This window comes from Vibrio sp. RW (assembly GCF_027587105.1).
In the GTDB taxonomy this organism is placed as follows: Bacteria; Pseudomonadota; Gammaproteobacteria; order Enterobacterales; family Vibrionaceae; genus Vibrio; species Vibrio toranzoniae.
On record NZ_JAPPTM010000006.1, the window covers coordinates 74,969 to 100,189 of the forward strand.

Sequence of the window (25,221 nt, forward strand, 5' to 3'; positions counted from 1 at the left end):
CAATAAAGAGGCATGCAATGACGGTTATTCGTAAGCAAGATGTGATCAGCAGTGTCGCTGACGCACTTCAGTACATTTCTTATTATCACCCTTTAGACTTTGTCCAAGCCCTAGAAAAAGCGTACGAGAAAGAAGAGAGCCAAGCAGCAAAAGATGCGATCGCTCAGATTCTTATCAACTCGCGTATGTCTGCGGAAGGTCATCGTCCAATTTGTCAGGATACGGGTATTGTTACTTGTTTCGTGAACATCGGTATGGATGTTAGGTGGGAAACGGATCAAACAGTACAACAGATGGTTGATGAAGGCGTTCGTCAAGCTTACAACAACCCAGATAACCCATTGCGTGCGTCTGTCCTAATGGACCCTGCAGGTAAGCGTATTAATACCAAAGACAACACACCAGCGGTTGTTCACATTAATATGGTTCCGGGCAACAAAGTTGAAATTCAAATCGCGGCGAAAGGCGGCGGTTCTGAGAACAAAACCAAGATGGTTATGCTGAACCCTTCTGACGATATTGCAGAATGGGTAGAGAAGACGCTACCAACCATGGGGGCGGGCTGGTGTCCACCGGGCATGCTTGGTATAGGTATTGGCGGTACGGCTGAGAAAGCTGCGGTACTTGCAAAAGAATCTCTTATGGAACACATCGATATCCAAGAGCTTATCGACAAAGGTCCAGAGAACGCTGAAGAAGAGCTTCGTTTAGACATCTTCAACCGCGTAAACAAACTGGGTATTGGTGCGCAAGGCCTTGGCGGCCTAACAACTGTGGTTGATGTGAAAATCAAAACAGCACCAACACACGCAGCATCTAAGCCAGTTTGCCTAATCCCGAACTGTGCAGCGACTCGTCACGTTCACTTCACACTAGACGGCAGCGGCCCTGCAGAGCTAACGCCACCTAAGCTAGAAGAGTGGCCAGACATCACTTGGGAAGCGGGCGCAAACACACGTCGTGTTAACCTTGATGAAGTCACCAAAGAAGACGTACAAGAGTGGAAGACAGGCGAAACGGTTCTTCTATCAGGCAAGATTTTAACCGGTCGTGATGCAGCGCATAAGCGTATCCAAGGCATGCTAGAAAGCGGCGAAGGCCTTCCAGCTGGCGTTGATTTCAAAGGCAAGTTCATCTATTACGTTGGCCCTGTTGATGCAGTTGGCGATGAAGCGGTAGGTCCTGCGGGTCCAACAACGTCAACACGTATGGACAAGTTCACAGACATGATGCTAAACGAAACAGGCATCATGGGCATGATCGGTAAAGCCGAGCGTGGTCCTGCAACGGTTGAGTCAATCAAAGAGCACAAAGCGGTTTACTTGATGGCAGTCGGCGGTGCAGCTTATTTAGTCGCGAAAGCAATTAAAAAAGCACGCGTAGTTGCGTTTGAAGATCTAGGTATGGAAGCGATTTACGAGTTTGAAGTTGAAGATATGCCGGTAACGGTAGCAGTTGATTCTAACGGCGTGAACGCACACCAGATCGGCCCTGACACGTGGAAAGTGAAGATTGCTGAAGCTGAGAAAGTGTAATTAACCGAAGCCAAAAAATCGTAATTGTCGCTAACTTCAGCGTTTGAATTTCAATTTTTGAAAGAAAGTTAAAGACAAAAGTGCAGCATTATCTGCACTTTTGTCTTATTATCAATGATATAGTGATAAACACATCGTTTGATATAAGAACATAGGAGAGAGGAATGCCTCGTTTTATTCAGATCCTACAGATTGTCTTGGCAGTGGTGATTGGTAGTTTCATTGGTTACGATTTGATCTTGCACGGAATCAGCATCTTTAACGAAAAATACGTAACTATCACATGTGTATTGTGGTTGATTTCTGAGATAACCCTGTTTGTTATCTACAAGCTGATAGAAGACGATTAGTCCGACATCAACGAAAAAATTCAAAGCCCCTGATTATGAATGTAGTCAGGGGCTTTTATTCATCTAGCATTAAGAATGGGTATTGCATACTCACCACTATCAGCAAAAGAAAAAGCATACGAACTATCCCAATAGGGAAAAACATAGGCTTGCCTCTCTATTATCATAATCAGCTAGCCTATTTATCACGGAGTCGTTCAAATGAAACACCTAACTCAAGAAATGAGTGACTTTATAAGCAGAGGAACGGATTCTCACATTAGAGTAGCGGTTACGGGTCTGTCTCGTGCAGGTAAAACAGCCTTCATTACCTCGCTGGTTAACCAGCTTCTTCATACCTCTACGCACAAAAATTTACCGCTTCTTTCATCGGCGAGAGATGGAAGGATTATTGGCGCAAAGCGCATCCCTCAGCACAACATGATGATTCCCCGTTTTTCTTACGATGAAGCGATGGAGTCATTAAATGGTCTGCCACCAGAATGGCCAGTACCAACACGTGATGTCAGTGAAATTCGCTTAGCCATAAAATATAAGCCGGCTAAAGGTGCAAAGAAGCTGCTGAGCAAAAACAGTACGCTTTATCTCGATATCGTCGATTACCCGGGCGAATGGCTACTCGATTTGCCATTACTGGATATGGATTTCGATACTTGGAGCCAATCTCAATTTGCAGCGCTAAAAGGCGATAGAGAAACCTACTCGCAACAGTGGAACGCAATGCGTGGTGACGTTGACTTGTTAGCCGAAGCAGACGAAAAGAAACTAGTCGCCATTGCCGATAGCTATACTCAGTACCTTCACACTTGTAAGGATAACGGATTGCACTGGGTACAGCCGGGTCGATTCGTATTACCGGGCGAGCTTGAAGGCGCGCCTGTACTGCAATTCTTCCCGTGTATTGCACCAGAAGGTAAGTTCTCGAAAACAAGTAACTATGCTGTGCTAAAAGCGCGTTATGAAGAGTATCAACAGAAGGTAGTGAAAGCGTTCTACAAGAATCACTTCGCGACGTTCGATAGACAAATCGTACTGGTGGACTGTTTACAACCACTCAATGCTGGTTACGACTCTTTCATGGATATGCGTGGCGCACTTGAGCAGCTATTGAAAAGCTTTAAGTACGGTCGAAGCAATATCCTAAGACGCCTGTTTGCACCTAAGATCGACAAAATCTTGTTTGCAGCGACCAAGGCCGACCATGTAACACCAGACCAGCATCCGAACTTGGTGTCACTGTTACAACAGATGGTGCACCCAGCGTGGCAACAGGCAGCGTTTGAACATATCGACATGAGTTGCATGAGCATCGCGTCTATTCAAGCGACCAGTGCAGGTTATATCTCTTCAGGGTCAGACAATGTTCCAGCGCTGCAAGGTGTCACCTTAGGTGATGTAGCTCAAACCATGTATCCGGGTGAGGTGCCACGTAAGCTTCCGAACAAACAGTATTGGGAAACCAACCAATTTGATTTCACGAGCTTTAGGCCAATGGAGCAACATTCCGATGAGCCTTGTCAGCACTTACGAGTCGATAAGGTTTTAGAGTATCTCATTGGCGATAAGTTGAAGTAATTGAGGCAATCAAAATGAGTGAATTAAAAACAAAGCAGATCTTTAATGAACCGTTGAAGACCTCTTTTGATGACAATGATAAGAATGAAGCGAGTTCAGAACTCGGAGCCCAGCAGTTATTTACCGAGCAAGAGAAATTTGTTCCTGTCGCACCACAAGTGGAAACCGACCTTGATGGTGACGCTGAGCAGCAACTGGAACAAGTGATTCGACCGAGCAAAAAGAAGAAGTGGTTTGGAACGGGTGTATTGGTCGCTTTCTCAGGCTTAGTCGGCTGGCAAGCGATTGATTCTGTCATCACCGCGATTCAATCTGCTGACTGGCTCGCCCTAGGTTGGGCTGGTTTCATAGCAGTTATTGCTTCGTTGGGCTTAGGCGCAATAGGCAAAGAGCTGTGGAAACTACGCTCACTGAAAGACCATTTTAGTGTGCAAGAACAGAGTGAAGAGCTACTGCAAAGCCAAAGTGTCGGTAAGGGCAAAACGTTCTGTGAAAACATCGCCAAGCAGGGCGGCATTATTGCCGAGTCTCCAGCTTATGATAAATGGCGAAACAGCATTAACCCTGCGCACAGTGATGCTGAAGTGTTGGATATGTACGATGCGCTAGTGGTGAGCCAACAAGATAAGGTGGCAACTCAAATCGTGACCAAATTCTCGACGGAATCGGCGGCCTTGGTTGCGGTGAGCCCATTAGCGGCGGCAGACATGTTGCTGGTGGCGTGGCGTAATTTCACCATGATAGACAAGCTCGCCGATGTGTATGGCATTGAGCTTGGTTACTGGTCTCGCATTAAGTTGTTCAAGTTGGTGTTAATCAATATGGCGGCAGCGGGCGCAAGTGAACTGGCAATAGATGCAAGTGTGGATCTCGTCTCGATGGATCTTGCTGGCAAAGTATCCGCGAGAGCAGGACAGGGCCTCGGTGTTGGTATCCTAACCGCTCGATTGGGCTTAAAAGCCATGACGTTGCTGCGCCCAATGCCTTGGCATAACGAGCGCAAAGTAAAACTATCAGACCTTCGTAAAGCCGTCCTTTCTGAAATAAAACGAATCACGCTGAAATAGTGCATACGACTTTGAAACAAAATGTATGACATTGAGTGGTTTGCGAGCGAAGAGTAAACATATGTTTACTCTTCTTCTTGACTGAACTCAGACCTTAATCCACACTACTGTCAACTTATCCTGACACCTATAATAGGACTATTTGTGCGTCTTGAAGTATTGTGTGAAGACAGACTCGGCTTAACGCGTGAGTTGCTCGATATCTTGGCCTCAAAAAGCATTGATTTAAGAGGAATCGAAATTGATGTTAAAGGCATTATTTACCTAAATTGCCCTGATATCAATTTTGATGCTTTTAGTGAACTTATGGCTGAAATTCGCCGAATTTCTGGTGTGAAGGATGTACGAAAAATCCAATTTATGCCAAGCGAAAGGCATAACACAGAGTTAATTGCTCTGTTGGCTAATCTACCAGACCCCGTGATTGCGATTGACCTTAAAGGGTCAGTTGATATAGCGAACCACGCTGCATTGAACCTATTCGGCAAGCAAGAAGACGAAGTGATCGGTGAGCCGCTTTCGACATTCGTACCTAGCTTCAATTTTGCTCGTTGGATCGAAGGTGACGTCACTCGTCATCGTGAAGTGGTGGTGTTGGATGGTTTAGATTTCTCGATTGAGGTTCTGCCTATTTATCTTGGTGGCGATGTTAACGAAGCAGTACTGGCCAGTGCAGTAATGACGATTCGCTCTTGTAATCAAGAGATGAACACGCCAGATGCCATCCCAGAACAGAACAACCTAGGTTTCGAACACTTTGTTGGTGTGTCTAATCGCCATAAAGCCTTGATAAGCCAAGCTAAGAAATTGGCGATGCTGGATCAGCCTCTGTTAATTGAAGGCGATACAGGTACGGGTAAAGAGATGCTGGCTAAAGCTTGTCACAACCGATCAAATCGCTCTTCTTTCCCATTTTTGATTCTAAGCTGTGCATCCATGCCAGATGACGTAGCGGAAACCGAATTGTTTGGTCATGCTCCGGGTTCATTCAACCATGAGCAAGGTCATAAAGGTATTTTCGAACAAGCGAATGGCGGTACGGTATTTTTAGATGAGATTGGCGAAATGAGTCCGCATCTACAAATCAAATTACTGCGTTTCCTACAAGATGGTTCTTTCCGTCGTGTTGGTGAAGAAGAAGAGATGCACGCTGATGTGCGTATTATCGCGTCAACGCGCCACCGCCTTTCTGAACTTGCCGATTCTGGTTCATTCCGTGAAGACTTGTTCTACCGCTTGAATGTACTGACACTGTCAATTCCAGCTTTGCGTGAACGTTCTAACGACGTAGCATCATTGCTAGAGCTGTTCGTGGCTAAATATGCACAGCAACTAGGCATGCTAAAGCCAAAGCTTACTCAAGAATTGATTGACCAGTTAGGCAACTACCAATGGCCGGGTAATATTCGTCAATTAGACAACATGGTTCTACGCGCACTGACAGAGTTGGATTCAGATACCTTAACCGTTGAGCAATTCCACTTGCCTCAGTTAGAAACCATGACGGCAGGAATGGCGAATCTAAGCTTAGATGGTTCTCTAGATGAGATCATGAAAGACTATGAATCTCAGATTCTAGAGAAGCTTTATCAGTCGTTCCCATCAAGCCGTAAGTTAGCAAAGCGCTTGAATGTTTCTCACACCTCAATTGCCAACAAACTGCGCGACTACGGTATTAGAAAGAACTGATTGAGCCTGCTGGGGTATGTTATTAAGTAAGTGGGCAGTATTGAACAAGCAAACGGTATTGAGTAAGACATTAGAACAAGACCAGATAACGGAATAAGAAAGCGAATGGAAGATCTGAGTACACCTGAACGCGTTTATAAGCACGATGGAAACCTTATTCTACGTACAGCGCAAATTGACGATGCGAGCATGATCAGTGAGTATTTTCAAACAAACCGAGAGCACCTTAAGCCTTGGGAACCGACTCGAGAAGATGCGTTCTTCGAAAGAGAAGGTTGGGCGCAGCGACTGATCAAACTAAACGAGCTTCATAAAATGGGGCTTGGCTACTACTGTTTATTGATCAATGCCGACTCAAACGAAATGTTAGGGACGATCTCGTTCAGTAATTTGTCTCGCTTTCCGTTTTACGCCTGTAATGTGGGCTACTCGTTGGCTGCAAGTGCACAAGGCCACGGTTACATGCGAAGAGGCTTGAGCATGGCGAAGGACTACATGTTTGATGTGCAGAACATGCACCGTTTAATGGCGGGCTATATGCCTCACAATGAGCGAAGTGCTGGTGTGTTGGAACATCTTGGTTTTGTTCGCGAAGGTTTTGCTAAAGACTACCTACAGATTAACGGTAAATGGGAAGACCATATACTGACCGCGTTAGTTAACCCGAACTGGGAAGACAGACGCAATGCTTAGACGCAGTTGTAGTTATCTACAGTTGTATTTAGCAGTAAGCGTATTTAAGTAAACAAGCGAACAACGAATTTAAAGGCAGCGAATATCAAGCGATCTCTAATCGCCGCTGCATCAGAAAGAACATATAGGCATGGTAATCCATAAGCCTGAGAAGAAATTTGAGGAATTTTGATGTCATACACAACTTTGGACGAATACCAAAGAAAATGGATTTTTACTCACCAGTCGATGCCACTACCCGCTGAGGACTTGGAAAAGATTAGGCCAATGACACAGGCAAGAGCATCTCAGTTCTGGAAAGAGAACGTAAGCCCTCAAAGCCCTGATGCCGAGCGACTAAGCTCGCAAGATTGGCCGAGCAAAGCATCGAACTGGAATGAAGAGATCAGCTGGATGGCACATTGGGAAGCAGATGAACCAGAAATGCCAGAAGAGATCCTAAACTTCATTGATTGGCAAGATGACGTAACTGTTTATTTTTGTTACGAAAAATATAATGTACTAGAGACCAAGTGGGCGATTTTTAAGAAGCATTGGAAGAACTTTTTGTTCTACGATGATGGTCCGATTCTACTTGGCCGCCGTCGTTCAGAAGCGCTTTGGTTCTCAACAAACGGTACCGTGAAAATCGGTAACCGAGCTTAATTAAAACATGATTTAATTAAGTCACGTTGTACAAACGACAGATAGAAAGCGAGCATCGAGCTCGCTTTTTTTTTGCTTGTGGATCTTTAAAGATCGTTGCGAAACACCCACTGTTTGAAGCTGAAAATTTAATCGAATTTCCACTCGTTTAAATACAGAGATTTACGAAATTGAGATCGCTATCCCATTGGCTTACTTGAAGTTTTGTGGTTTTGGGCTATCTTTATAGTACTGCCTTAGTGGAGGTGAAGTATTATGATTTGGGATACTCTCGAACGTGTAAATAGACTTCGCAAGGAAGCAATGGAGGATCCAGAGTTTTTGGGTTCAGCAAAAATGCATGAGCAATGGCTTTTAAGCGAAACTCATAGTCAATCAACCAAAGGAGCCAAGGGTAAGAAACCGAAAAAACTGTCCGATATTTATGAAAACACGGATTTTCCTATCAACCCAACAGGAACCAAACACTAACAATGATGAACAGCAACACGGCTAATAAGGCCTTTGAACAGCAAGCCTCTAATCAATTAGATATTGGCCAGCGAAACACGAGTCAAGCAAACACTTGCAAACAGGCCTTAAGCCACCAATAAAAAAGCCACTTTCAACGAATCGAAAGTGGCTTTTCTTTTTTTCATTAGTAACGAAAGCTAGTCGTTTTTAAAACTAGCTATTGATTAGGCTTAATCCGCTTGGCAATGCATCACCAAACACACGCTTAGACTCGCTCTCAGAAAGTTCAGTCACTTCACTCACTAGCATCAGCCAAGATTCAGGCACCTTACTTTGTTTCAGCTTCTCAATCACTTGGTTGCGATAGTCATCAGAGATATCAAACTGACGGTCACCCGTCTTACGACAAATCATCACAGCTGCGAAGGCTATCATTTGTTCTTTATGCCAGTTCTGTTCAAGTAGTTTCGGTAACCATTGCTCGGCTTGTTCTCTAGGAATCACGCTGTGCTGACTGCCATACAAAGGCGTTCTTGATGTTAATCGACCCAGTGCCCACCAGTGCGCTTGCTCAAACTGATTCTGGTTAATCGCTTTGCTCAAGAACCAACTCGCCAGCAGTACTTTGTCTTCCACTTCAAGTTGCTCAAGTGACGCCGCTAAACGAACCATGGCCTCATAGCCATTGTCTTGTGCATCTTTGGCCGTTTTAGGGTTCTTCATTGCGCCTGGGTGAAGGTATTTAGCAATGTCTGCCAAGATAGTCTCTTGCTGCTCTTGGTTTAAACCGCCTGCAACACGACGCCAGAACACCCACCAGTCCGTCCAACCTTGGTGGTTCTTAAACTGGATGTTTTGCTGGTAAAGGCCCCAAATTTGTTCAATACGCCATGAGTCCGTTGGGTCACCAAAGCCAGGACGCAGCGAGTAACCCGCCAAACGCAGCCAGTTCTTCTCGTGTGCCTCTGAGCGACGGCGACGCTTGCGACCTAATGAGAAGCTATCGAACAAATGACGAAGAGTCGTGAAGTCCCATTCATCACGTTTACCGAGTCGTTTCTCAAGGTCTTTCGATAGCGTCTTGATCTCTTTCGATTCAGCACTCTTCTTGTTGCCACTATATAGACGAGAGATTATCTCCTTACATTCATCCAATCTTGGATGTAGTTTAGAGGTTTCAGACTCATCACCTTGCTTGTTTCTTACTTCGAACTCAAGCAACCAACGTTTAGAGTCATCTTCAGTGCTCACACATTCTATTTTAAGTGTGCCGACTTCGGTCAACTGACAAGCGAGCAATACTTCAACGCGCTCTTTTTGGTTGGCTTGAAGTTCTGCAGTCCCCGAACCTTCCAAGGTAGAAATGTAAGGTGGAAGAGGGGAGAACAGATCGGCATCCACATCCACCATCACACCGTTTTGGATTGCAGTGTCGTGTGCGATTTGATCGTGTGTTGAAGTCAGTAGGTTAAAACGAACCGGCTCGCCAAGCGTCAATGAGAAACGACGGCTGTTCAAACGGATTTCTTGGCCTTCTTCAGTCCCTTTGGCAAGCAGACAAAGTGCTTTGCCCATCTTGTTCTTCTCTTGTAGATGCAAGAAGTAAGAACGAGCAGCACCACCACCGATTTTCAGCTGCGCACCACGGCGAGCTTTACCAAAAGCAACAGCCCCTAGAGCCACAGACCAATCAGGGTGAGGGTTATCTAATACTGTGATTGGAGAACCTTTCCAGTTGCCCAGTAGCTGAGTAATACGCTCAGTCACCAGTTCACTATTGAATACACCACCGTTAAGTAGCACACCAACAGGGATAGCAGGCTTAGTGTCATCGAACTCAATAGAGTCAGAGTTTTCCAGCGCAGCTTTAGACACTTGCTGATGTGTTGTTAGGAATTCTGCAACGTGCTTACTGACTGCTGGATCGGCAACGTAAGGCAGGCCGAATTCAACCACGGCGCTGCGACGCTTATCTGGTGTTTCCGTAAATTCAGAAAGTGGGAAGAAACCTTCGAGTGCGATTTGATGAACTTCTTGCTTGGTTAAGCCAATACTCTTTGTTCCACCTAGTAGCTTCGAGCCGCTGCCAAGCATGGTGATCTTTACATCGTCAGGCGCATTCGCAGAAAGTAAGCTCTCTTTTGCAGCGCGAGTTTGTTGAATCAGTTTGGTTAGGCTAGAGGCGTTCAGTTTCTTGTTTTGATTGAAGCGCTGTTCGGCTAGGTGAGCAAGGGCTAAATCTAGGTTATCACCACCCAGCATTAAGTGTTCGCCAACACCGATACGGTCGAGTGCTAGCTCGTTATGACCTTGCTTGTCCGTATCGTTATTCGCATTGAACTGCGCTTCAATTAAGCTTAAGTCGGTAGTACCACCACCGACATCACACACTAATATCAATGGGATCTGTTGAAGCTCTTCCGCAGCTGTTTGCTGGTGGCGTGCATACCAGTCGTAACAAACCGCTTGAGGTTCTTCGAGTAATAGAATCTTACCTAAGCCAGCAAGTTCTGCGGCTTCAAGTGTCAGCTTACGTGCTGTCTCATCGAAGGAAGCAGGAACTGTCACTACAACATCTTGGTCTTCAAGTTTGTTGCTTGGGTTACGGTAGTTCCATGCTTGGCGAATGTGATTCAGGTAACTCGCACTCGCGACAACCGGTGATACTTTGTCGACATCAGTTGCGCCAGCCCAAGGGAGGATGTCTGAGCTACGGTCGACCGCTTGGTGCGATAACCAACTCTTGGCACTCGATACTTGGCGGCCTTCAACCTTAGCGCCTAGTTCACGTGCCCATTCACCGACGATAACGTTCTTGATATCGCCTTTTACTGGGCTTGGTTCCCACGGCATGGTTAGGTCAGAAGGGGAGATTTGACCTTGTGCTGGGTGATAACGAAATGATGGAAGTAGGGGCTTACGAACCACTTCACCGGGGCCGATGAGTTGATCAATATCGAAAAGAGAAACGGGAGCATGTTGTAGGTCGTCGTTGATTTCACAGTAGGCAACCACAGTGTTGGTTGTGCCTAAGTCAATGCCGACTAAAAAACGAGGAGATGCCATACAAAACCTTATTCTTCCAGAGTGATGACCAGTGTGTTGACAGTCTTGGTCTTATTATTGTCTTCTAAATGCTTTTCATACAGGGCTAGGTAATCGCATTGATAAAGTAACGGCACCCGTTAAGGTGCCGTTGATTCATTATGCTTGTTCGTTTGAGTCGTTATTCGAGTCTTCACGAACATCGAACTCAACGTGCCATTTCTGACCATTGTCAGTGGCAATCGCTTCTAGGTATAGAGTACCTAGCTCAGTAACGCGAGAAGCCAAAGTAACCGGAACCACTTCACCTTCGCGACGGCCTTCAGATATAGGCAGTGTCACTTGGATTTCCGGAAGCTCGTCTAGCTCTTCTGGTGCCCAGTGATCAAGATGCGTGCCCGCTTCATCTTCACGGCGTGTCGTTGAACCGAAGAATTGGAAGTGAACAGGCTGACCAATCACTAGACCGAATTCTTGGCTAGGCACTTGAACGCTTGAACCTTCTTCCATACCGAATGGTGCAACACACAGAGCTTCCATAGGAGGGGCCATACCTGGAATTGCTGGCATCGCGCTCTCGATCCCTACGTAGTAAGAAGATGCGATACCACCGCGGATCCGAACGCCTTGACCACGACGTACAGCGCCGTAGTAAGAAGCGCCACTTGCAACCGCTAGGTCTAAGTCTAAACCTGAAAGCTGTTTAGCAAATTCTGCATCAGCATTGATCAACCATTCATTGATCGTGTCTGAAAGACGATCAGCCAGTAGATTAGATTTTAGAACACCACCATTGAACAGCACCGCTGTTGGTTTGATGAAATCTGCCGCTGGCGCTTCTGACCCTTGCGCTTCTGTACCGGGCATACCGGGCATGTTTGCAAACGGGTTGAAATCTTGTTGAGTGGCTTCGCTATTTCCAGAAAGCGCATTGGCTTGCTTAGAAAGGAACGCGGCAATATGACGAGTGATGCCCGCATCTTGAGCATAAGGCAGACCCATTTGAGTCAGTGCACCACGTGTTTTCTGTACCGGATGATCCGTTACAGCGACTTGTGGGAAGAAGCCATCAACCAATGTTTGTTGTACTTCTTGCTGAGTCAGTTCTGTTTTCAGTGTCGCGCCAAGCAGTTTAGAACCACGGCTTGGTACTACGATTGGTACAGATTGCAGTTCAGCATCGTTAAGTAGCGCTTCTTTAGCATCGCGACAAGCATGCGTCATCGCTTGAACTTGCCAAGGTGCCAGTTCTTTGCCGTCTTGCGCCAGTTTCATCTTCAAGCGGTAAGCAAGCGCTAAGTCCATGTTGTCGCCGCCAAGTAGGATGTGTTCACCTACTGCAATACGGTTCAGGCTTAGGTTGCCGTCGTCTTGAGTGACTTCAACTAACGAAAGGTCGGTAGTACCACCACCGATATCAACAACAAGTACGATGTCGCCAACGTCGACTTCGTCACGCCACTTGTCATCGCTGTTATCGATCCAGCTGTAAAGTGCTGCTTGAGGCTCTTCAAGAAGCGTTAAGTGAGTGAACCCCACATTACGTGCCGCTTCAGCTGTTAGGTCGCGTGCAGCAGGATCAAACGAAGCTGGAACCGTGATTGTGACATCTTGGTCTGCCAGTTTGTGTTCTGGGTTTGCGTGGTTCCAAGCATCTTTAAGGTGCTCAAGGTACAGTTCAGTAGTCTTAAGCGGAGATACCTTTTCCACTTCATCAGGGCTACCTGCAGGAAGGAATGCATCACGACGGTTTACACCACCGTGGCATAGCCAAGATTTAGCACTTGCTACTAAACGGATAGGGGTTTTTGAACCAAGGTTACGCGCAATAGCACCTACTAGGGCTTTAGGCTCAGAAGACCAAGGAAGAACGCGAGAACCCGCATTCATTTCGTGTTCGTGCGGCTGGTATAGGAACGAGCCAAGTTGGCTGCGAGTTTCTACTGTACCTGGAGCCGTCAGTTGAGGGATTGGCATCACCTCTACGCGAGCGTCTTCATTGGTAGTGTCGATGTAAGACAAAACGCAGTGTGTAGTACCTAAATCGATACCAACACTGAACTTAGGTGCTTGATGTTGCTCTTGAGAAGATAGCTCTTGTGAATGCTCTTGAGCTGAATGACTTTGGTGTTCCATTATAGCTCCACCTCAGCCGGTGCAATCACAGATGCATCGTAATTCTCAGCAAGCTTAGGTAGGTTCATATCAGTTGCTTTCCAACCTTTGTGAACTAGCGTGCCGTTGAATGGTGCGTTACCCGTTACATTGCCTGTTAGGCGGATTTCTTGCGGATTGAAACCTTCAGCTACCGTGATGCGCGTTTCTTCATCTTCACTGCGGATGTGAGAAAGCGTTACGTAGTCTGCTAATACTTTTTGGCCGCCAGTGTGAATAACACGAGCCGCTGCGCCAACTTCTTCATCAGAGAACGAAGTTAGGTCTTCTTGTAGGAAGTCGATTAAGCGCGCTTCTTGTTGCATGATAGATAGAAGTTGCATTGCTGAATCTGTTGGCGCTGTCGCCAGCTTAGATTCCACTTCAACGACTTTTTCGATCACTTTTTCAACTTCAACAACTTTCTCTACTTCGACAATTTTTTCAACTGGCTTTTCAACTTCAACGATCTTCTCTACTGGTTTTTCTATGACTTTCTCAACCACTTTGGTTTTACGAGAAACGGCAATTAACAGTAGTAAAACGCTTGATGCAGTTAAGCCTGCGTGAAGCATATCAAACGTCTGTGGGATTAGGTTCAAATCAACGATCATAGTGATTTCTCTTTAAGATTGATTTAACGGTATATTCGCTGGTTTTGTAGAATATACAGGTTGGAAAGAAAACTCATTTATACAAAGGAAAAATAGATTCTTTCAAGCTATAAATATGGGTGGATACTAGCATGTTCAAGGCTTAAGGGCTTTATTAAATGTTTTCAATAAATTGGCTTTTTAGCGAGTTAGCTTGAAATTTAATCGAGAATTGTTGGTTTATTCGTCGTAAATGTCCACACTTTGTAAATAGTGTTAGTTTTGTCCCATTGTTAAAGCCAAGATAATTAGAGAGTAGTATTCTGGCAGTGTATACTTTCAAATCAATCAATATGAATGGAAACTGTATGCCCCATACAATCGACCCTATGACGGGGTTGAAAAAACGAACTCTGCCGTTAGTCGCCTTTTCGATTTCATTTTTGATAATGGTCTTGTGTTTTGTTCTAGTCGCGATCAATCAACATAATTCATTAAATACGAACTTGGATAGCTTTGCTAAGCAACAAACATTGAGCTTGAAAGCATTTATCGATAATGATGTGGCTTATATAGGTTCAGGTGCTAATTTTTTCTATTCCTCTGAGCCAGAGGGCTGGGATAAATTTGACCGTTTTGCTGAGCAAACGATTAATGGATCGAAAAGCTTGATTGGGTTGCAATGGATGCAAAAAGTGGCGGTAGAAGATATCGCCGAACATACCGCACAAATGGTAGCGAAGTACCCATCCTACAAAATGTTTACTATTCCTAAACATGGCCCAAAAACATACGGTTATGTTTTGAGTGGTGAACCCGCATTTATTGCGACCGATATCTACCCCAATGATCAAGTAAACAATGATCTATTGGGTTTTTATTCTTCTCGTGAACGCTTTAAGTTGATCCTTGATAACATCAGAGAGACGCGTGAGGCTAATATTTCAGACAAAGTCCGCCTACTGCAAGACGGTTTAGATAGTGATACGCCGAAAAGGGGGATGCTGGTTTTCCATCCAGTGTTCGAGGATCACAGTGACAACTTATTGGGGGTTGTGATTGGTATCGTTCGTACGACGGCCTACTTTGATAACCTTTTGGCATCAACCATCGGAGATATAGACGTCTATGTACGTGTTACCGATAACGGCTTCGAATCAGAAGATGCTCCTATTTTATTTGAATCTGACGGCTACGAAGGTGTGTCTGGACACCATATTACAAAAACAATCACCTTGACTAACCGGCAATGGACGGTCGATTACAAGATAGATTCATGCATCTCTTTTAATGGTTATCTTGTATTGGCGGGTATTGCTTTTGTTGGTACAACCATCTCACTGCTTCTTGCTTATATTGTCAATTTACAAATTCGTGAGAAGGAGCGTTTATACCGAATGATTGATGAAAGAACGGAAGAGCTTCGTTTCTTAGCCAATCATGATAGCCTGACCGAAATTTATAACCGCCGTGCTTTCAATAAAATGCTCGACAAAGCCATTGAGCGAAACCAGCCCTTTAGTTTGATTGGGTTTGATGTTGATAAGTTTAAAGGTATTAATGACCAATTCGGCCATCCGGCTGGCGACGCTTTACTTATTCATGTTATCAAGCTGATTTCTGTCAATCTGAAGCAAGGAGATGGTCTGTTCCGTTTAGGCGGTGATGAGTTCTGTATTATCTCTAGCATCTCGAATCATGAAGCTTTGAATCGTTACTTAGAATGCATTCGAAACACAGTGAGTCACTCTCATTGTGAACATAAAGGTCGACAACTGAGTTGTACTTTAAGTATTGGTGCTGCCATTCGTAGCGGTGAGGACTCTGAAGAGATCATGCAAAAAGCGGACAGCATGCTCTACCACAGTAAGTCAAATGGCCGAAATCGAGTCACAATTGCAGGCTAAATGAGCACTTGATGCAACTGGGGTCGAGTTCTTTATTGGGCTCATGTACAATTTCACGAAATTTTTGACGAGAGAATTAGGCGACGTATGAATCACAATCGAGTGGTGTGTTTCGATTTGGAAATGTGCTGTTGGAGCGAAGACGGGGTAGGTACAACAGGGGAGATCATTGAAGTTGGTCTTGCTGAGATTGACCTAGCATCCGGCACTATCGTGAAGCGCGCACAATACTACGTTAAGCCAGAGAAAGACGAAGTCTCTCTGTTCTGTGCCGAGTTAACGGGCATTACACCTCGTAAAATTGAAAAGCAAGGCCGCCCGCTAGAGTCTGTCATCAAGTCGATGATCAAGAACTTTGGTGGTCCAAACAAGATTTACGCAGCGTGGGGACGCGATGACCTCATCTTACACAAGGAGTGTAAAGAGAAAGGCATTGAACCTCCTTTCAGCGAGTTCTTAAACATCGCAACGCTTTATCGTGTTCAAAATAGATTGAAAGACAAACGCATTGGCCACAGGGCCGCTCAAGAAGCTAAGAACATTGAATGGGAAGGGCGCCAACATTCCGGTTACGTTGACGCGTACAACTTGGCGAAGCTAACGCTGACCATGCTTTAATTGTTGTGACTATTAGACCATTGTTTCTTACTTTCAAATCAGTGCTTTTTAGTGCGACAGATGACGGATGCTTAGGCTAATAGAAATGCTTAGGCTAATAGAAACGCATTTTTGCTAAATTTTACCAATTACATTTAATTTCGTTTTAATGAAATCACTGTGGTCAACGTAGAGTAGCTCTGCTGTTTTACGGATCACAGAGTCTTCAATTGGGTCTATTTCACCATCTGCATGCGCTACTTCCCACATCGCTTTTATTAAGTCGATTCTTACTTGCTGAGACAATTCTCGTAGTTGAGATGTGTAATCATACAGCGATACCGATTGTTCTACTTTTGGCTCGGCTTGTTCCAGTAACGCCTTTGCTTGCTCCTCATCTAAGCCCAGCAAGCGCTGAATTAGCTGAAGCTTAGCCACTCTTTCCGATTCATCGATCTGGTGGTCGGCACCCGCAACTTCACATAATAAACTCGCGATGGCGAGATTGGGTGATGCGACTTGGTTTTTGCTTAGGTCTTGGCCTTCTATTAATTGTTTGAAGATTGATGTAAGAGAATTAAACATAACGAGCTCCAGTGAATGTTTATATCGAGTTTGCAACGCTGATAGATATAACTATTGGGTTTACAGAGCGTGATCGCAAGCATCTTTACTCAAAGCTGACATTACGGATAAGCGAGAGCTAAGGAACACTTGTTTAATCCGGCTCAGGGAAGCGTGTGACTTTACCATCACTGCCTAATGTCGTGATTGACTGTGGTTTACCGTCACTGTCTAACTTTAACTCACCAATAGCGCTGCGGTTTGAAAGGCGATAAAAGGTCTGATTATCTGGACTTCGTTTCTCAATTTTTAAGCGTTTACGCTTGGTGAAATAGTTAAGAATCGAACGCGGGCTGTATAACAACCGGTCCCAAGCATCACAGAATTTAAGCAGTGGATCAGGAAAATGATTTTTGATCCCGCTGCACGTGATTTGGTAAATGTTCGGACTGTTTCGGCGATACCTAAGCTTAATGTCGTAAGCAAAGGAGTAGTGCACATCGCCAGAAAGAACGACAAAGTTGGTTGGTGTTTTAGTATGCGTAAAAATACTGATCAGCGTGTTGGCGCTACCAGGGTGAGCCATCCAGTTTTCAGCATCAATTACCAGTGGCTTGCCTAGCGTGGTCATCATCTTTTGCAGCGTTTCAATGAACTTAACCCCAAACATAGGTGCAGCAGAAACGATGACGACTTTCTCTTGATTAAGTAACTGATGTTGGAATTCAATTAACGCTTCCCAGTCCATTAAACCGGAAGGTTTATTCATTCTAGATTCAGAGCGCCAACGGCGTGTTCGAGTGTCCAGAACGATAACCTTTGGGGAAGAATCTATCGTGTAGTGCCACTCTTCAAAGCGACTGAGTACCTCGATAAACGCTTGGTGTTTCTCTGGATCTATGTTGTAAATCAAGGGGGCGGTGGCGCTATCATCAATTTTATTATGAGTTTGATGCTGAAAGAGCTCCCTAGCTTGTTCTATAAACTCCTGATTGAAGCTTTCAGGTTTATTGCCCCATCCTTGACACATCCAATAAGCAGCAAGGCCGTTACCAATTACTTGCGTGGCGAATTGGTTTTGATCCACCGCGTGTTCCCAACCAACAGTAAGGTTCCAATCATCGGTGACATCGTGGTCATCGAAGATCATGTATGTTGGTATATGAGCGAACAGGCGCTGCACTTGCGGCAGGCCAGCTATGAAGTCGTCAATGATGATACTTTCATCACGCCACTTTTGTTGCTCTGCAGGCGTTAATTTATTGCCGCCTTGTGTGAAATCGTTTTCTATTAATCGCTCACGGTTGATGTATTCCCATAGCGTTGGGGACCAAACCAGTAAGTACATAGCAATGAATTCAGACAAGGTGACTAAGTGGTTTTCACAATCAGTCGAACTGAAGATTGGAACTCCGCGACTTGGAAATATCTTATCGAGTAGAGAATCGGAACTTTTGTGGTGTGGTAAAAGGTGATGGCGTCGGTACAAGTGATATTCACTCATAAACAACATTTCGCTACTTTTTATATCGCTAGCTTGCGAATCGGTTGGCAAATTCTCACTAGCAAGTCCAAGTAATTGAATCACCTGTTGTATGGCATCAAGCGTTGGGCCTGCGACGTGATCGGCATAGATCTGATCTCCGCTCATCATCAATATATCTGGTCGCTCAAGCACCGTTTGTTGTGCGACTTTGTTGTCAGCCGCAACGAGACTATCTTTACTTGGGTGATGGGGGTTGCGACAAGAGCCATGCAAGATGTAGTCAGCCGCTGTCGATATCTTAAATTCGATCCGAGGGCTGTCATTGTTGGTTCGTCTGTCTGTGTAAACCAAATGAGGTGCCAGGTCGGTTAACGAACCTTGCTCAGTCTTTATTTGGTATTCCAACGGAACGTTGGTTGGAAACTCACCTTGTAAATGAATCAAGGTTACCCAAGCATGTGCACCCACTTGAATCGATTCTTGTTCATCGAGTTGCGACGTATAAAAAGGCGCCTCTTGTCCTGCATTGAATAGTTTGGTTGTGCCAGTAAGCGGTGAGCTAGTCACTATCCAGAGTACGACTTCAGTTGCCGTCGTTTTTCTTAAAATCGGGCCAGCAAGTAAAAATGGAAGAGATGATGTCGTCGAGCGTTTCAAAACGGTTCCTAAATCGTTGGAGGTGTGTCGTTGAGTTTTTTTGTTTCAAGCGCAGAGGTGCCGAGTTCTGGTGTTTCAGGTTCGTTAGCTTCGAGAGTCGATATTTCTAATTCTGAAATTTCAGACTCTATTACCTCTTGCTCTGCTACCTCAGACTCTGCCATCTCAAGGACTTCGATAACTTCTGAGCTAGAAAGTTCATGGCCCATGAGAAATATCGCCAATAGGGCATCGGCTTTAGTCTGGGTATCGGAAGGGTCGTCTAAGACTTGCTCAAGCTTCTCTCGAATCATCGAAATTTCGTGCTCAACAAAACCACGGCCTTCGTCGTCCCCTTGGTTTTCTTCGGGGGCATTATCGAATTCCAGAAACAGCAATTCACCGTCTAACTTTGTGTTGACCAATCGCTCTGGTAACCACTCCTCACCCATAACGATATCTGGGTCGGAATCACTGGGTAAGTGGTTTATAATGTTTTGTAATTCTGAAACTTTCACAATACTTTCATTTGACCGAGAATATCCTTCATTGTAACGGTCAATGCTGTTCAAACCTAAAATTAGTTAGCCGGAATGACTAAGAAATGTCTATTCAGTAACACAATATTTATTACAAAGAGTAATTAAACAAGAATGAAGCACAAATTTTCACCGAAGCTCATCTCGTATGGGGCGGTTTTATTAAGTAACGCTTTTTTAGGTAACAGCGTGGCGTGGGCTGCGGAAGAGCAAGAATGGGGCATTGCTGCAATGTTCCGAACCGCGAGCATTCCTTACGACACTTATGGGGGCGATCAGTCGGTTAACTCATTTGTCCCGATGTTATTCTTCAAGAACGATTACGTGTTTATTGACGGAACTGAAATGGGGGCATACCTGTACCAAACCGAAGATGAAAAGTGGTCATTTAACGCTATTTCTCGTATGCGTTTTATTGATATCCCAGCTTCAGAGCAAAACGCCATTGAGGGCGATACCGCCGATTTTGGTACTCAACTCACTTACCGACTTGATGAGCAATGGGCTGTCGAGACGGAAATTATGAGTGACAGTGAGTATAACTTCCACGGTAATCTGCGTGTGAAAGCCAAGTATGAAACGGGCGATTGGGAATTCTCTCCAAGCGCGACGCTGCGTTATAAAAGTGCCGACTTCAATAGCGAATACTACTCAGCATCTAATGAAGCCATTGGTGCAGGTGTTGACCTAAATGTCGGCGTAGAAGCGCGTTATCATGTATTTTCAAACCTTTATCTATTGGGTTCGACCAGCGTGACTCGATTGGACGATAATGCTTACGATTCTTCAATTGTGGAAGACCGTTATCAAGGTGAACTCTACCTTGGCTTTGGTTTCTTCAACGACAAAGAGAAGGCTCCAAAACCTAAGCTAAGTAACGCACCTTATCTGCGTGTTGCTCACGGCTGGGCAACGCCATCGAACATTGGTGAAATCATCACTTTCAACGGTGAGAAAGACGAATACAACAATCAGCTTACATCCTTCTTCTATGGTCACCCTTTAACTGACGAAGTGTTTGGTTTCCCGTTGGACATCTACCTAACGCCGGGTATTGCGCACCACTGGAGTGCAGATGTGCAATCGAGCAGTACGGAATACATCATTGCGATCAAAGCCTACTACACGTTTGACTGGCCGACACAGTGGCGATTTGGTGTCGCAGAAGGTATGTCGTACATCGATTCGATTACCTACATCGAAGGCTCTGAGATGGATCGCAAAGGTTACACCGCAAGTCACTTGTTGAACTACCTAGACTTCTCATTCGATGTGAATGTGGGTGATTTAATTGGTAACAACGATTTGAACAACTTATGGTTCGGTTATTCATTACACCATCGCTCGGCGATCTTTGAAAACGCCTCTCAGTTTGGTCGAATCAAAGGTGGCAGTAACTACAACACCGTTTATTTCCAATATGAGTTTTAACGATTGATTTAGGTGTTGATTGGACCTGAGATAAGAAGCCTGACAGCTGCTGTGGAATCGCTGAGTTTTTAAACGTTAGCGCAGTTTTCACATAGCCCTCAGGCTTTTTTATTGAATACTTGTGGTACAATCGCGCGAGTTTATATAAGAGAAAGAATAGGACACGCTGTGACTTCGTCTCCGGAAAAAGCAGACAAAAACAACCATACTGCGAATCAAAGCCATGCCGCGAATTCAAACGCGACACCTGATTCCTCTGCAAATCAAGCTAAGCAAAACCCAAAACAAAACCAAAAACCAAAGCAGCAAGCACCTAAAGCTAGCGCATCTCAAAATAGCCCAGCCTCTCTTCGTAAGGCCTTAAATGAGTGCATGATGCGCGACCGCTTCCGTTTAAGTAAGCGTATCTCTGGTGCAAGCCGCATTAAGAATGAACAATCTAAGCATGCTGTTTTCGATGAAATCGCATTAGATATTGCCAAGTCGATGATGACGGCAACCCATCGTGCTGCACAAAAACCAACGATTGAATATCCAGAGATTCTCCCCGTCAGCCAAAAGCGCGAAGACATCGCGAAAGCCATTGCTGAAAACCAAGTGGTTATCGTGGCGGGTGAAACAGGCTCGGGTAAAACCACTCAGTTACCAAAAATCTGTTCTGAGCTTGGCCGTGGCCGCTTTGGCCTAATTGGTCACACTCAGCCTCGTCGTCTTGCGGCGCGTTCGGTTGCGAACCGTATTGCTGAAGAGATGGAAACACAACTGGGTGAGTTTGTTGGTTATAAGGTTCGATTCAACGACCAGATTTCTGATAACACCCAAATCAAATTGATGACCGACGGTATTCTACTGGCGGAGATTCAACACGACCGTTTCTTAAATCAGTACGACACCATCATCATCGATGAAGCGCACGAACGTAGCCTGAACATCGACTTCATCATGGGTTACCTGAAAGAGTTGCTGCCAAAGCGTCCCGATCTCAAAGTGATCATCACGTCGGCAACCATCGACCCAGAGCGTTTCTCTAAGCACTTCAACAATGCGCCTATCATTGAAGTTTCTGGCCGTACCTACCCAGTTGATACGCGTTACCGCCCATTAGGGGGGGATGAAAGTGATTCAGACCGCGATCAAATCGAAGGCATTTTTGAAGCGGTTGATGAGCTGTGTGATGAAGGTTCTGGCGATATCTTGATCTTCATGAACGGTGAGCGAGAAATTCGTGATACCGCAGATGCGCTAAATAAGCGTAACTTGCGAGATACGGAGGTTGTTCCGTTGTATGCGCGCTTGTCGGCGGGTGAACAGAACCGTATCTTCCAGTCCCACACTGGTCGACGTATCGTTCTGGCGACTAACGTGGCAGAAACCTCGTTAACCGTTCCTGGCATCAAATACGTGATCGACCCAGGTACGGCACGTATCAGCCGATACAGTTATCGTACCAAGGTACAACGCCTACCGATTGAACCTGTGTCTCAAGCCAGTGCAAACCAGCGTAAAGGTCGTTGTGGTCGTGTTGCGGAAGGTATCTGTATTCGTTTGTACTCTGAGGAAGATTTCGAGTCACGTCCAGAGTTTACCGATCCAGAGATTCTTCGTACTAACCTAGCATCCGTTATCCTTCAGATGACAGCCTTAGGTCTAGGCGACATTCAAGCCTTCCCATTTGTTGAAGCGCCAGATAAGCGCAACATTCAAGATGGTGTAAGGCTGCTTGAAGAGCTGGGTGCGATCGCGACAGCCGAGCCCGCCGCGAACAAAAACAAGAATCAAGGCGACGATAAGAAGAAGCTAACGGCGATTGGTCGTAAGCTGGCGAAGCTACCTATCGATCCACGTTTAGCACGTATGGTGATTGAAGCGCCAAGCAACCGTTGCCTGCACGAAGTGATGGTTATTGCGTCTGCATTGTCGATTCAAGATCCGCGTGAGCGTCCATCAGATAAGCAACAATCGTCTGATGACAAGCACAAGCGCTTCTTCGATAAAGAGTCTGACTTCATCACGTTTGTGAACCTATGGGATTACATTAAGCAGCAACAAAAAGCGCTGTCGAGCAACCAGTTCCGCAAACAGTGTAAACAAGATTATCTGAACTATTTACGTATTCGTGAATGGCAAGATGTGTATTTCCAAATTCACCAAGCAATGCGTGAACTAGATACCAAGTTGAACGACGAACCGGGCAGCTACGATGGTATTCACATGTCGCTGCTATCAGGTTTGCTTTCGCACATCGGTATGAAAGACCAAGAGAAGAATGAATATCAAGGTGCTCGTAATGCGCGCTTCCATATCTTCCCTGCGTCTGGCCTATTTAAGAAACAACCTAAATGGATCATGTCTGCTGAGCTGGTGGAAACCTCAAAACTTTGGGGTCGTGTTATCGCCAAGATTCAACCGGAATGGATTGAACCTTTGGCGAAACATCTGATCAAGCGCAGCTACAGCGAACCACACTGGTCGAAGAAGCAAGCGGCAGTAATGGCTCACGAGAAAGTGATGCTTTACGGAATCCCAATCATTCCGAAACGTTTGGTGAACTACGGAGCGATTGATGCCACCGTCAGTCGTGAGTTGTTTGTGCGTAGCGCATTAGTAGAAGGTGAGTGGGAAACCAAACACGCCTTCTTCAAGCAGAACCGTAAGCTTCTACAAGAAGTAGAGGAGCTAGAGCACAAATCGCGTCGTCGTGACATCTTGATCGATGATGATGAGTTGTTCGATTTCTATGACCAACGTGTAGGTGAAGAGGCGGTTTCAGGCCGCCACTTTGATACATGGTGGAAGAAGACTAGCCAGAAAACGCCTGACCTGCTCAACTTCGAAAAGTCGATGCTGTTCCGAGGCGATGCAAGCCACGTTACCGATCTGGATTACCCAAACTTCTGGCACCAAAACGGCATTAAGCTGAAGCTGAGCTACCAATTTGAGCCGGGCGACGACAACGATGGTGTAACGGTACACATTCCGCTGCCTATCTTGAACCAAATCGACCAGAACGGTTTTGATTGGCAGATCCCAGGCTTACGTCAAGAGCTAGTGATTAGCCTGATTAAGTCGCTACCTAAAACGCTACGTCGTAACTTCGTGCCTGCGCCAAACTACGCCGATGCGTTCTTAGCTCGTGTTACACCACTTGAAGCACCACTGTTGGACTCTCTTGAGAAAGAGCTGCGCCGCATGACAGGTGTGGAAGTAGTGCGTGAAGACTGGAAGTTAGACCAGATACCAGAGCACTTAAAGGTAACATTCCGTGCTGTGGACCATCGCAAGCGCAAGCTGAAAGAACAGAAAGATCTGCATGAGTTGAAAGAGAGCCTGAAAGACAAGGTTCAAGAAACGCTTTCTAAAGTGGCAGACGATGACATCGAACAGCAGAACCTGCACACTTGGAGCTTTGGCGAATTGCCAAAAGTCTACCAACAAAAGCGTGGTGGCTACGATGTGAAAGCTTTTCCAGCGTTGGTGGACACCAAAGACAGCGTAGAGATCAAACTGTTCGAAACCGAGCAAGAGCAGATCTCGGCAATGAAATCGGGTCAGCGTCGTTTGATCTTGTTGAACGTGCCATCTCCGATTAAATACTTGCACTCGAACCTGCCGAATAAATCGAAACTTGGCTTGTACTTCAACCCATACGGACAGGTGCTTGATTTGATCGACGACTGTATCGCTTGTGGTATTGATAAGCTGATTGAAGAGAAGGGCGGTTTGGTTTGGGAGCCAGAACAGTTTGAAGCTCTGAAAGAACACGTGCGTGCAGAGCTGGGTGACACCGTTGTTGAGATTGCTCAGCAGGTTGAAACCATTTTAACTACGGCATTCAGCATCAGCAAGAAGCTGAAAGGACGCGTTGATCTTTCAATGGCATTCGCTCTCTCTGACATAAAAGCTCAAGTAGAAGATTTGATTTTTAAGGGGTTTGCCACAGAATGTGGATGGAAACGCTTGCCAGATATTCTACGCTATATGAAGGCGATAGAACGCCGCATGGAGAAGCTGCCTATTGACCCGAACAAAGATCGCTTACACATGATCAAAGTTGAGTCAGTAATGAACGATTACAAAGAGCTGCTGAATAAGATTCCAAAGGGGATTGCGGTTCCAGAAAACGTGAAAGAGGTGCGTTGGATGATAGAAGAGCTTCGTGTAAGCTTCTTCGCTCAGCAGCTTGGTACGCCTTACCCGGTGTCAGATAAGCGTGTTAAAAACGCGATTGATGCTTGCTAAAAGAATAAAGCTAGACGCAATGG

General features: G+C 45.4%; 18 protein-coding genes. 12 read left to right on the forward strand and 6 right to left on the reverse strand.

Features of this window, described 5'->3' with window-relative positions; genetic code table 11:
- The first annotated feature begins 17 nt into the window (after positions 1 to 17).
- From OCT63_RS07250 to OCT63_RS07285, 8 genes are all read left to right on the forward strand, one after another.
- A complete protein-coding gene (locus tag OCT63_RS07250) occupies positions 18 to 1,535 on the forward strand; it encodes a fumarate hydratase (RefSeq protein ID WP_060467907.1) in 1,518 nt (505 codons plus the stop codon).
- A 164-nt stretch (positions 1,536 to 1,699) separates the two neighbouring features.
- Positions 1,700 to 1,885, forward strand: a complete 186-nt coding sequence (locus tag OCT63_RS07255) for a hypothetical protein (RefSeq protein ID WP_161679231.1) — start codon at positions 1,700 to 1,702, stop codon at positions 1,883 to 1,885.
- A 201-nt stretch (positions 1,886 to 2,086) separates the two neighbouring features.
- Positions 2,087 to 3,460 (forward strand): YcjX family protein, encoded by a 1,374-nt coding sequence (locus OCT63_RS07260; protein ID WP_161686492.1) that lies wholly within the window; start codon positions 2,087 to 2,089, stop codon positions 3,458 to 3,460.
- 14 nt (positions 3,461 to 3,474) lie between these two features.
- Positions 3,475 to 4,527: a YcjF family protein gene (locus OCT63_RS07265; RefSeq protein ID WP_060467905.1), complete on the forward strand. Its 1,053-nt coding sequence runs from the start codon at positions 3,475 to 3,477 to the stop codon at positions 4,525 to 4,527.
- A 144-nt stretch (positions 4,528 to 4,671) separates the two neighbouring features.
- Complete coding sequence (tyrR, locus tag OCT63_RS07270) at positions 4,672 to 6,216, forward strand: transcriptional regulator TyrR (protein ID WP_161679234.1); 1,545 nt, start codon at positions 4,672 to 4,674, stop codon at positions 6,214 to 6,216.
- 105 nt (positions 6,217 to 6,321) lie between these two features.
- Positions 6,322 to 6,909 (forward strand): ribosomal protein S5-alanine N-acetyltransferase, encoded by a 588-nt coding sequence (rimJ, locus tag OCT63_RS07275; RefSeq protein ID WP_161679235.1) that lies wholly within the window; start codon positions 6,322 to 6,324, stop codon positions 6,907 to 6,909.
- Positions 6,910 to 7,080: 171 nt separating this feature from the next.
- Positions 7,081 to 7,554 (forward strand): DUF2947 domain-containing protein, encoded by a 474-nt coding sequence (locus OCT63_RS07280; RefSeq protein WP_060467902.1) that lies wholly within the window; start codon positions 7,081 to 7,083, stop codon positions 7,552 to 7,554.
- Positions 7,555 to 7,809: 255 nt separating this feature from the next.
- Positions 7,810 to 8,025 carry a hypothetical protein gene (locus OCT63_RS07285; protein WP_269983458.1) on the forward strand — a complete coding sequence of 72 codons (216 nt, stop codon included), beginning with the start codon at positions 7,810 to 7,812 and terminating at the stop codon, positions 8,023 to 8,025.
- Between the two features lie 195 nt (positions 8,026 to 8,220).
- Here the strand turns inward: OCT63_RS07285 and OCT63_RS07290 are convergent, their stop codons facing one another.
- From OCT63_RS07290 to OCT63_RS07300, 3 genes are all read right to left on the reverse strand, one after another.
- Positions 8,221 to 11,073 (reverse strand): Hsp70 family protein, encoded by a 2,853-nt coding sequence (locus OCT63_RS07290; RefSeq protein WP_269983459.1) that lies wholly within the window; start codon positions 11,071 to 11,073, stop codon positions 8,221 to 8,223.
- Between the two features lie 138 nt (positions 11,074 to 11,211).
- The gene (locus OCT63_RS07295; RefSeq protein WP_269983460.1) at positions 11,212 to 13,188 is read right to left on the reverse strand and encodes an Hsp70 family protein; all 1,977 of its coding nucleotides are present in this window, start codon (positions 13,186 to 13,188) and stop codon (positions 11,212 to 11,214) included.
- Positions 13,188 to 13,820, reverse strand: a complete 633-nt coding sequence (locus tag OCT63_RS07300; protein ID WP_060467898.1) for a DUF2760 domain-containing protein — start codon at positions 13,818 to 13,820, stop codon at positions 13,188 to 13,190. Before OCT63_RS07300 ends, OCT63_RS07295 begins: the two co-directional genes overlap by 1 nt.
- A 347-nt stretch (positions 13,821 to 14,167) precedes the next feature.
- On the opposite strand from OCT63_RS07300, the gene OCT63_RS07305 reads away from it, so the two are divergent.
- Together OCT63_RS07305 and OCT63_RS07310 are read left to right on the forward strand one after the other, a co-directional pair.
- Positions 14,168 to 15,706 (forward strand): sensor domain-containing diguanylate cyclase, encoded by a 1,539-nt coding sequence (locus tag OCT63_RS07305; RefSeq protein ID WP_161672633.1) that lies wholly within the window; start codon positions 14,168 to 14,170, stop codon positions 15,704 to 15,706.
- An 87-nt stretch (positions 15,707 to 15,793) separates the two neighbouring features.
- The gene (locus OCT63_RS07310; protein WP_060467896.1) at positions 15,794 to 16,324 is read left to right on the forward strand and encodes a 3'-5' exonuclease; all 531 of its coding nucleotides are present in this window, start codon (positions 15,794 to 15,796) and stop codon (positions 16,322 to 16,324) included.
- A gap of 114 nt (positions 16,325 to 16,438) precedes the next feature.
- Here the strand turns inward: OCT63_RS07310 and OCT63_RS07315 are convergent, their stop codons facing one another.
- From OCT63_RS07315 to OCT63_RS07325, 3 genes are all read right to left on the reverse strand, one after another.
- The gene (locus tag OCT63_RS07315; RefSeq protein ID WP_060467895.1) at positions 16,439 to 16,888 is read right to left on the reverse strand and encodes a tellurite resistance TerB family protein; all 450 of its coding nucleotides are present in this window, start codon (positions 16,886 to 16,888) and stop codon (positions 16,439 to 16,441) included.
- Positions 16,889 to 17,021: 133 nt separating this feature from the next.
- Positions 17,022 to 19,010: an alkaline phosphatase family protein gene (locus tag OCT63_RS07320; RefSeq protein ID WP_269983461.1), complete on the reverse strand. Its 1,989-nt coding sequence runs from the start codon at positions 19,008 to 19,010 to the stop codon at positions 17,022 to 17,024.
- An 8-nt stretch (positions 19,011 to 19,018) separates the two neighbouring features.
- Positions 19,019 to 19,507 carry a hypothetical protein gene (locus OCT63_RS07325; protein ID WP_046224039.1) on the reverse strand — a complete coding sequence of 163 codons (489 nt, stop codon included), beginning with the start codon at positions 19,505 to 19,507 and terminating at the stop codon, positions 19,019 to 19,021.
- Between the two features lie 135 nt (positions 19,508 to 19,642).
- Between OCT63_RS07325 and OCT63_RS07330 the strand changes: the two genes are divergently transcribed.
- Complete coding sequence (locus tag OCT63_RS07330; RefSeq protein WP_269983462.1) at positions 19,643 to 20,959, forward strand: MipA/OmpV family protein; 1,317 nt, start codon at positions 19,643 to 19,645, stop codon at positions 20,957 to 20,959.
- A 168-nt stretch (positions 20,960 to 21,127) separates the two neighbouring features.
- Positions 21,128 to 25,198: an ATP-dependent RNA helicase HrpA gene (gene hrpA, locus OCT63_RS07335; RefSeq protein ID WP_269983463.1), complete on the forward strand. Its 4,071-nt coding sequence runs from the start codon at positions 21,128 to 21,130 to the stop codon at positions 25,196 to 25,198.
- Positions 25,199 to 25,221 lie beyond the last annotated feature (23 nt).

Coding starts and splice junctions, on each gene's coding strand:
- OCT63_RS07250 (WP_060467907.1), top strand. CDS start 18: ATGACGGTTATTCGTAAGCAAGATGTGATCAGCAGTGTCGCTGACGCA.
- OCT63_RS07305 (WP_161672633.1), top strand. CDS start 14,168: ATGCCCCATACAATCGACCCTATGACGGGGTTGAAAAAACGAACTCTG.
- OCT63_RS07295 (WP_269983460.1), bottom strand. CDS start 13,188: ATGGAACACCAAAGTCATTCAGCTCAAGAGCATTCACAAGAGCTATCT.
- OCT63_RS07280 (WP_060467902.1), top strand. CDS start 7,081: ATGTCATACACAACTTTGGACGAATACCAAAGAAAATGGATTTTTACT.
- OCT63_RS07260 (WP_161686492.1), top strand. CDS start 2,087: ATGAAACACCTAACTCAAGAAATGAGTGACTTTATAAGCAGAGGAACG.
- OCT63_RS07290 (WP_269983459.1), bottom strand. CDS start 11,073: ATGGCATCTCCTCGTTTTTTAGTCGGCATTGACTTAGGCACAACCAAC.
- OCT63_RS07265 (WP_060467905.1), top strand. CDS start 3,475: ATGAGTGAATTAAAAACAAAGCAGATCTTTAATGAACCGTTGAAGACC.
- OCT63_RS07300 (WP_060467898.1), bottom strand. CDS start 13,820: ATGATCGTTGATTTGAACCTAATCCCACAGACGTTTGATATGCTTCAC.
- OCT63_RS07315 (WP_060467895.1), bottom strand. CDS start 16,888: ATGTTTAATTCTCTTACATCAATCTTCAAACAATTAATAGAAGGCCAA.
- OCT63_RS07330 (WP_269983462.1), top strand. CDS start 19,643: ATGAAGCACAAATTTTCACCGAAGCTCATCTCGTATGGGGCGGTTTTA.
- OCT63_RS07310 (WP_060467896.1), top strand. CDS start 15,794: ATGAATCACAATCGAGTGGTGTGTTTCGATTTGGAAATGTGCTGTTGG.
- OCT63_RS07285 (WP_269983458.1), top strand. CDS start 7,810: ATGATTTGGGATACTCTCGAACGTGTAAATAGACTTCGCAAGGAAGCA.
- rimJ (WP_161679235.1), top strand. CDS start 6,322: ATGGAAGATCTGAGTACACCTGAACGCGTTTATAAGCACGATGGAAAC.
- OCT63_RS07255 (WP_161679231.1), top strand. CDS start 1,700: ATGCCTCGTTTTATTCAGATCCTACAGATTGTCTTGGCAGTGGTGATT.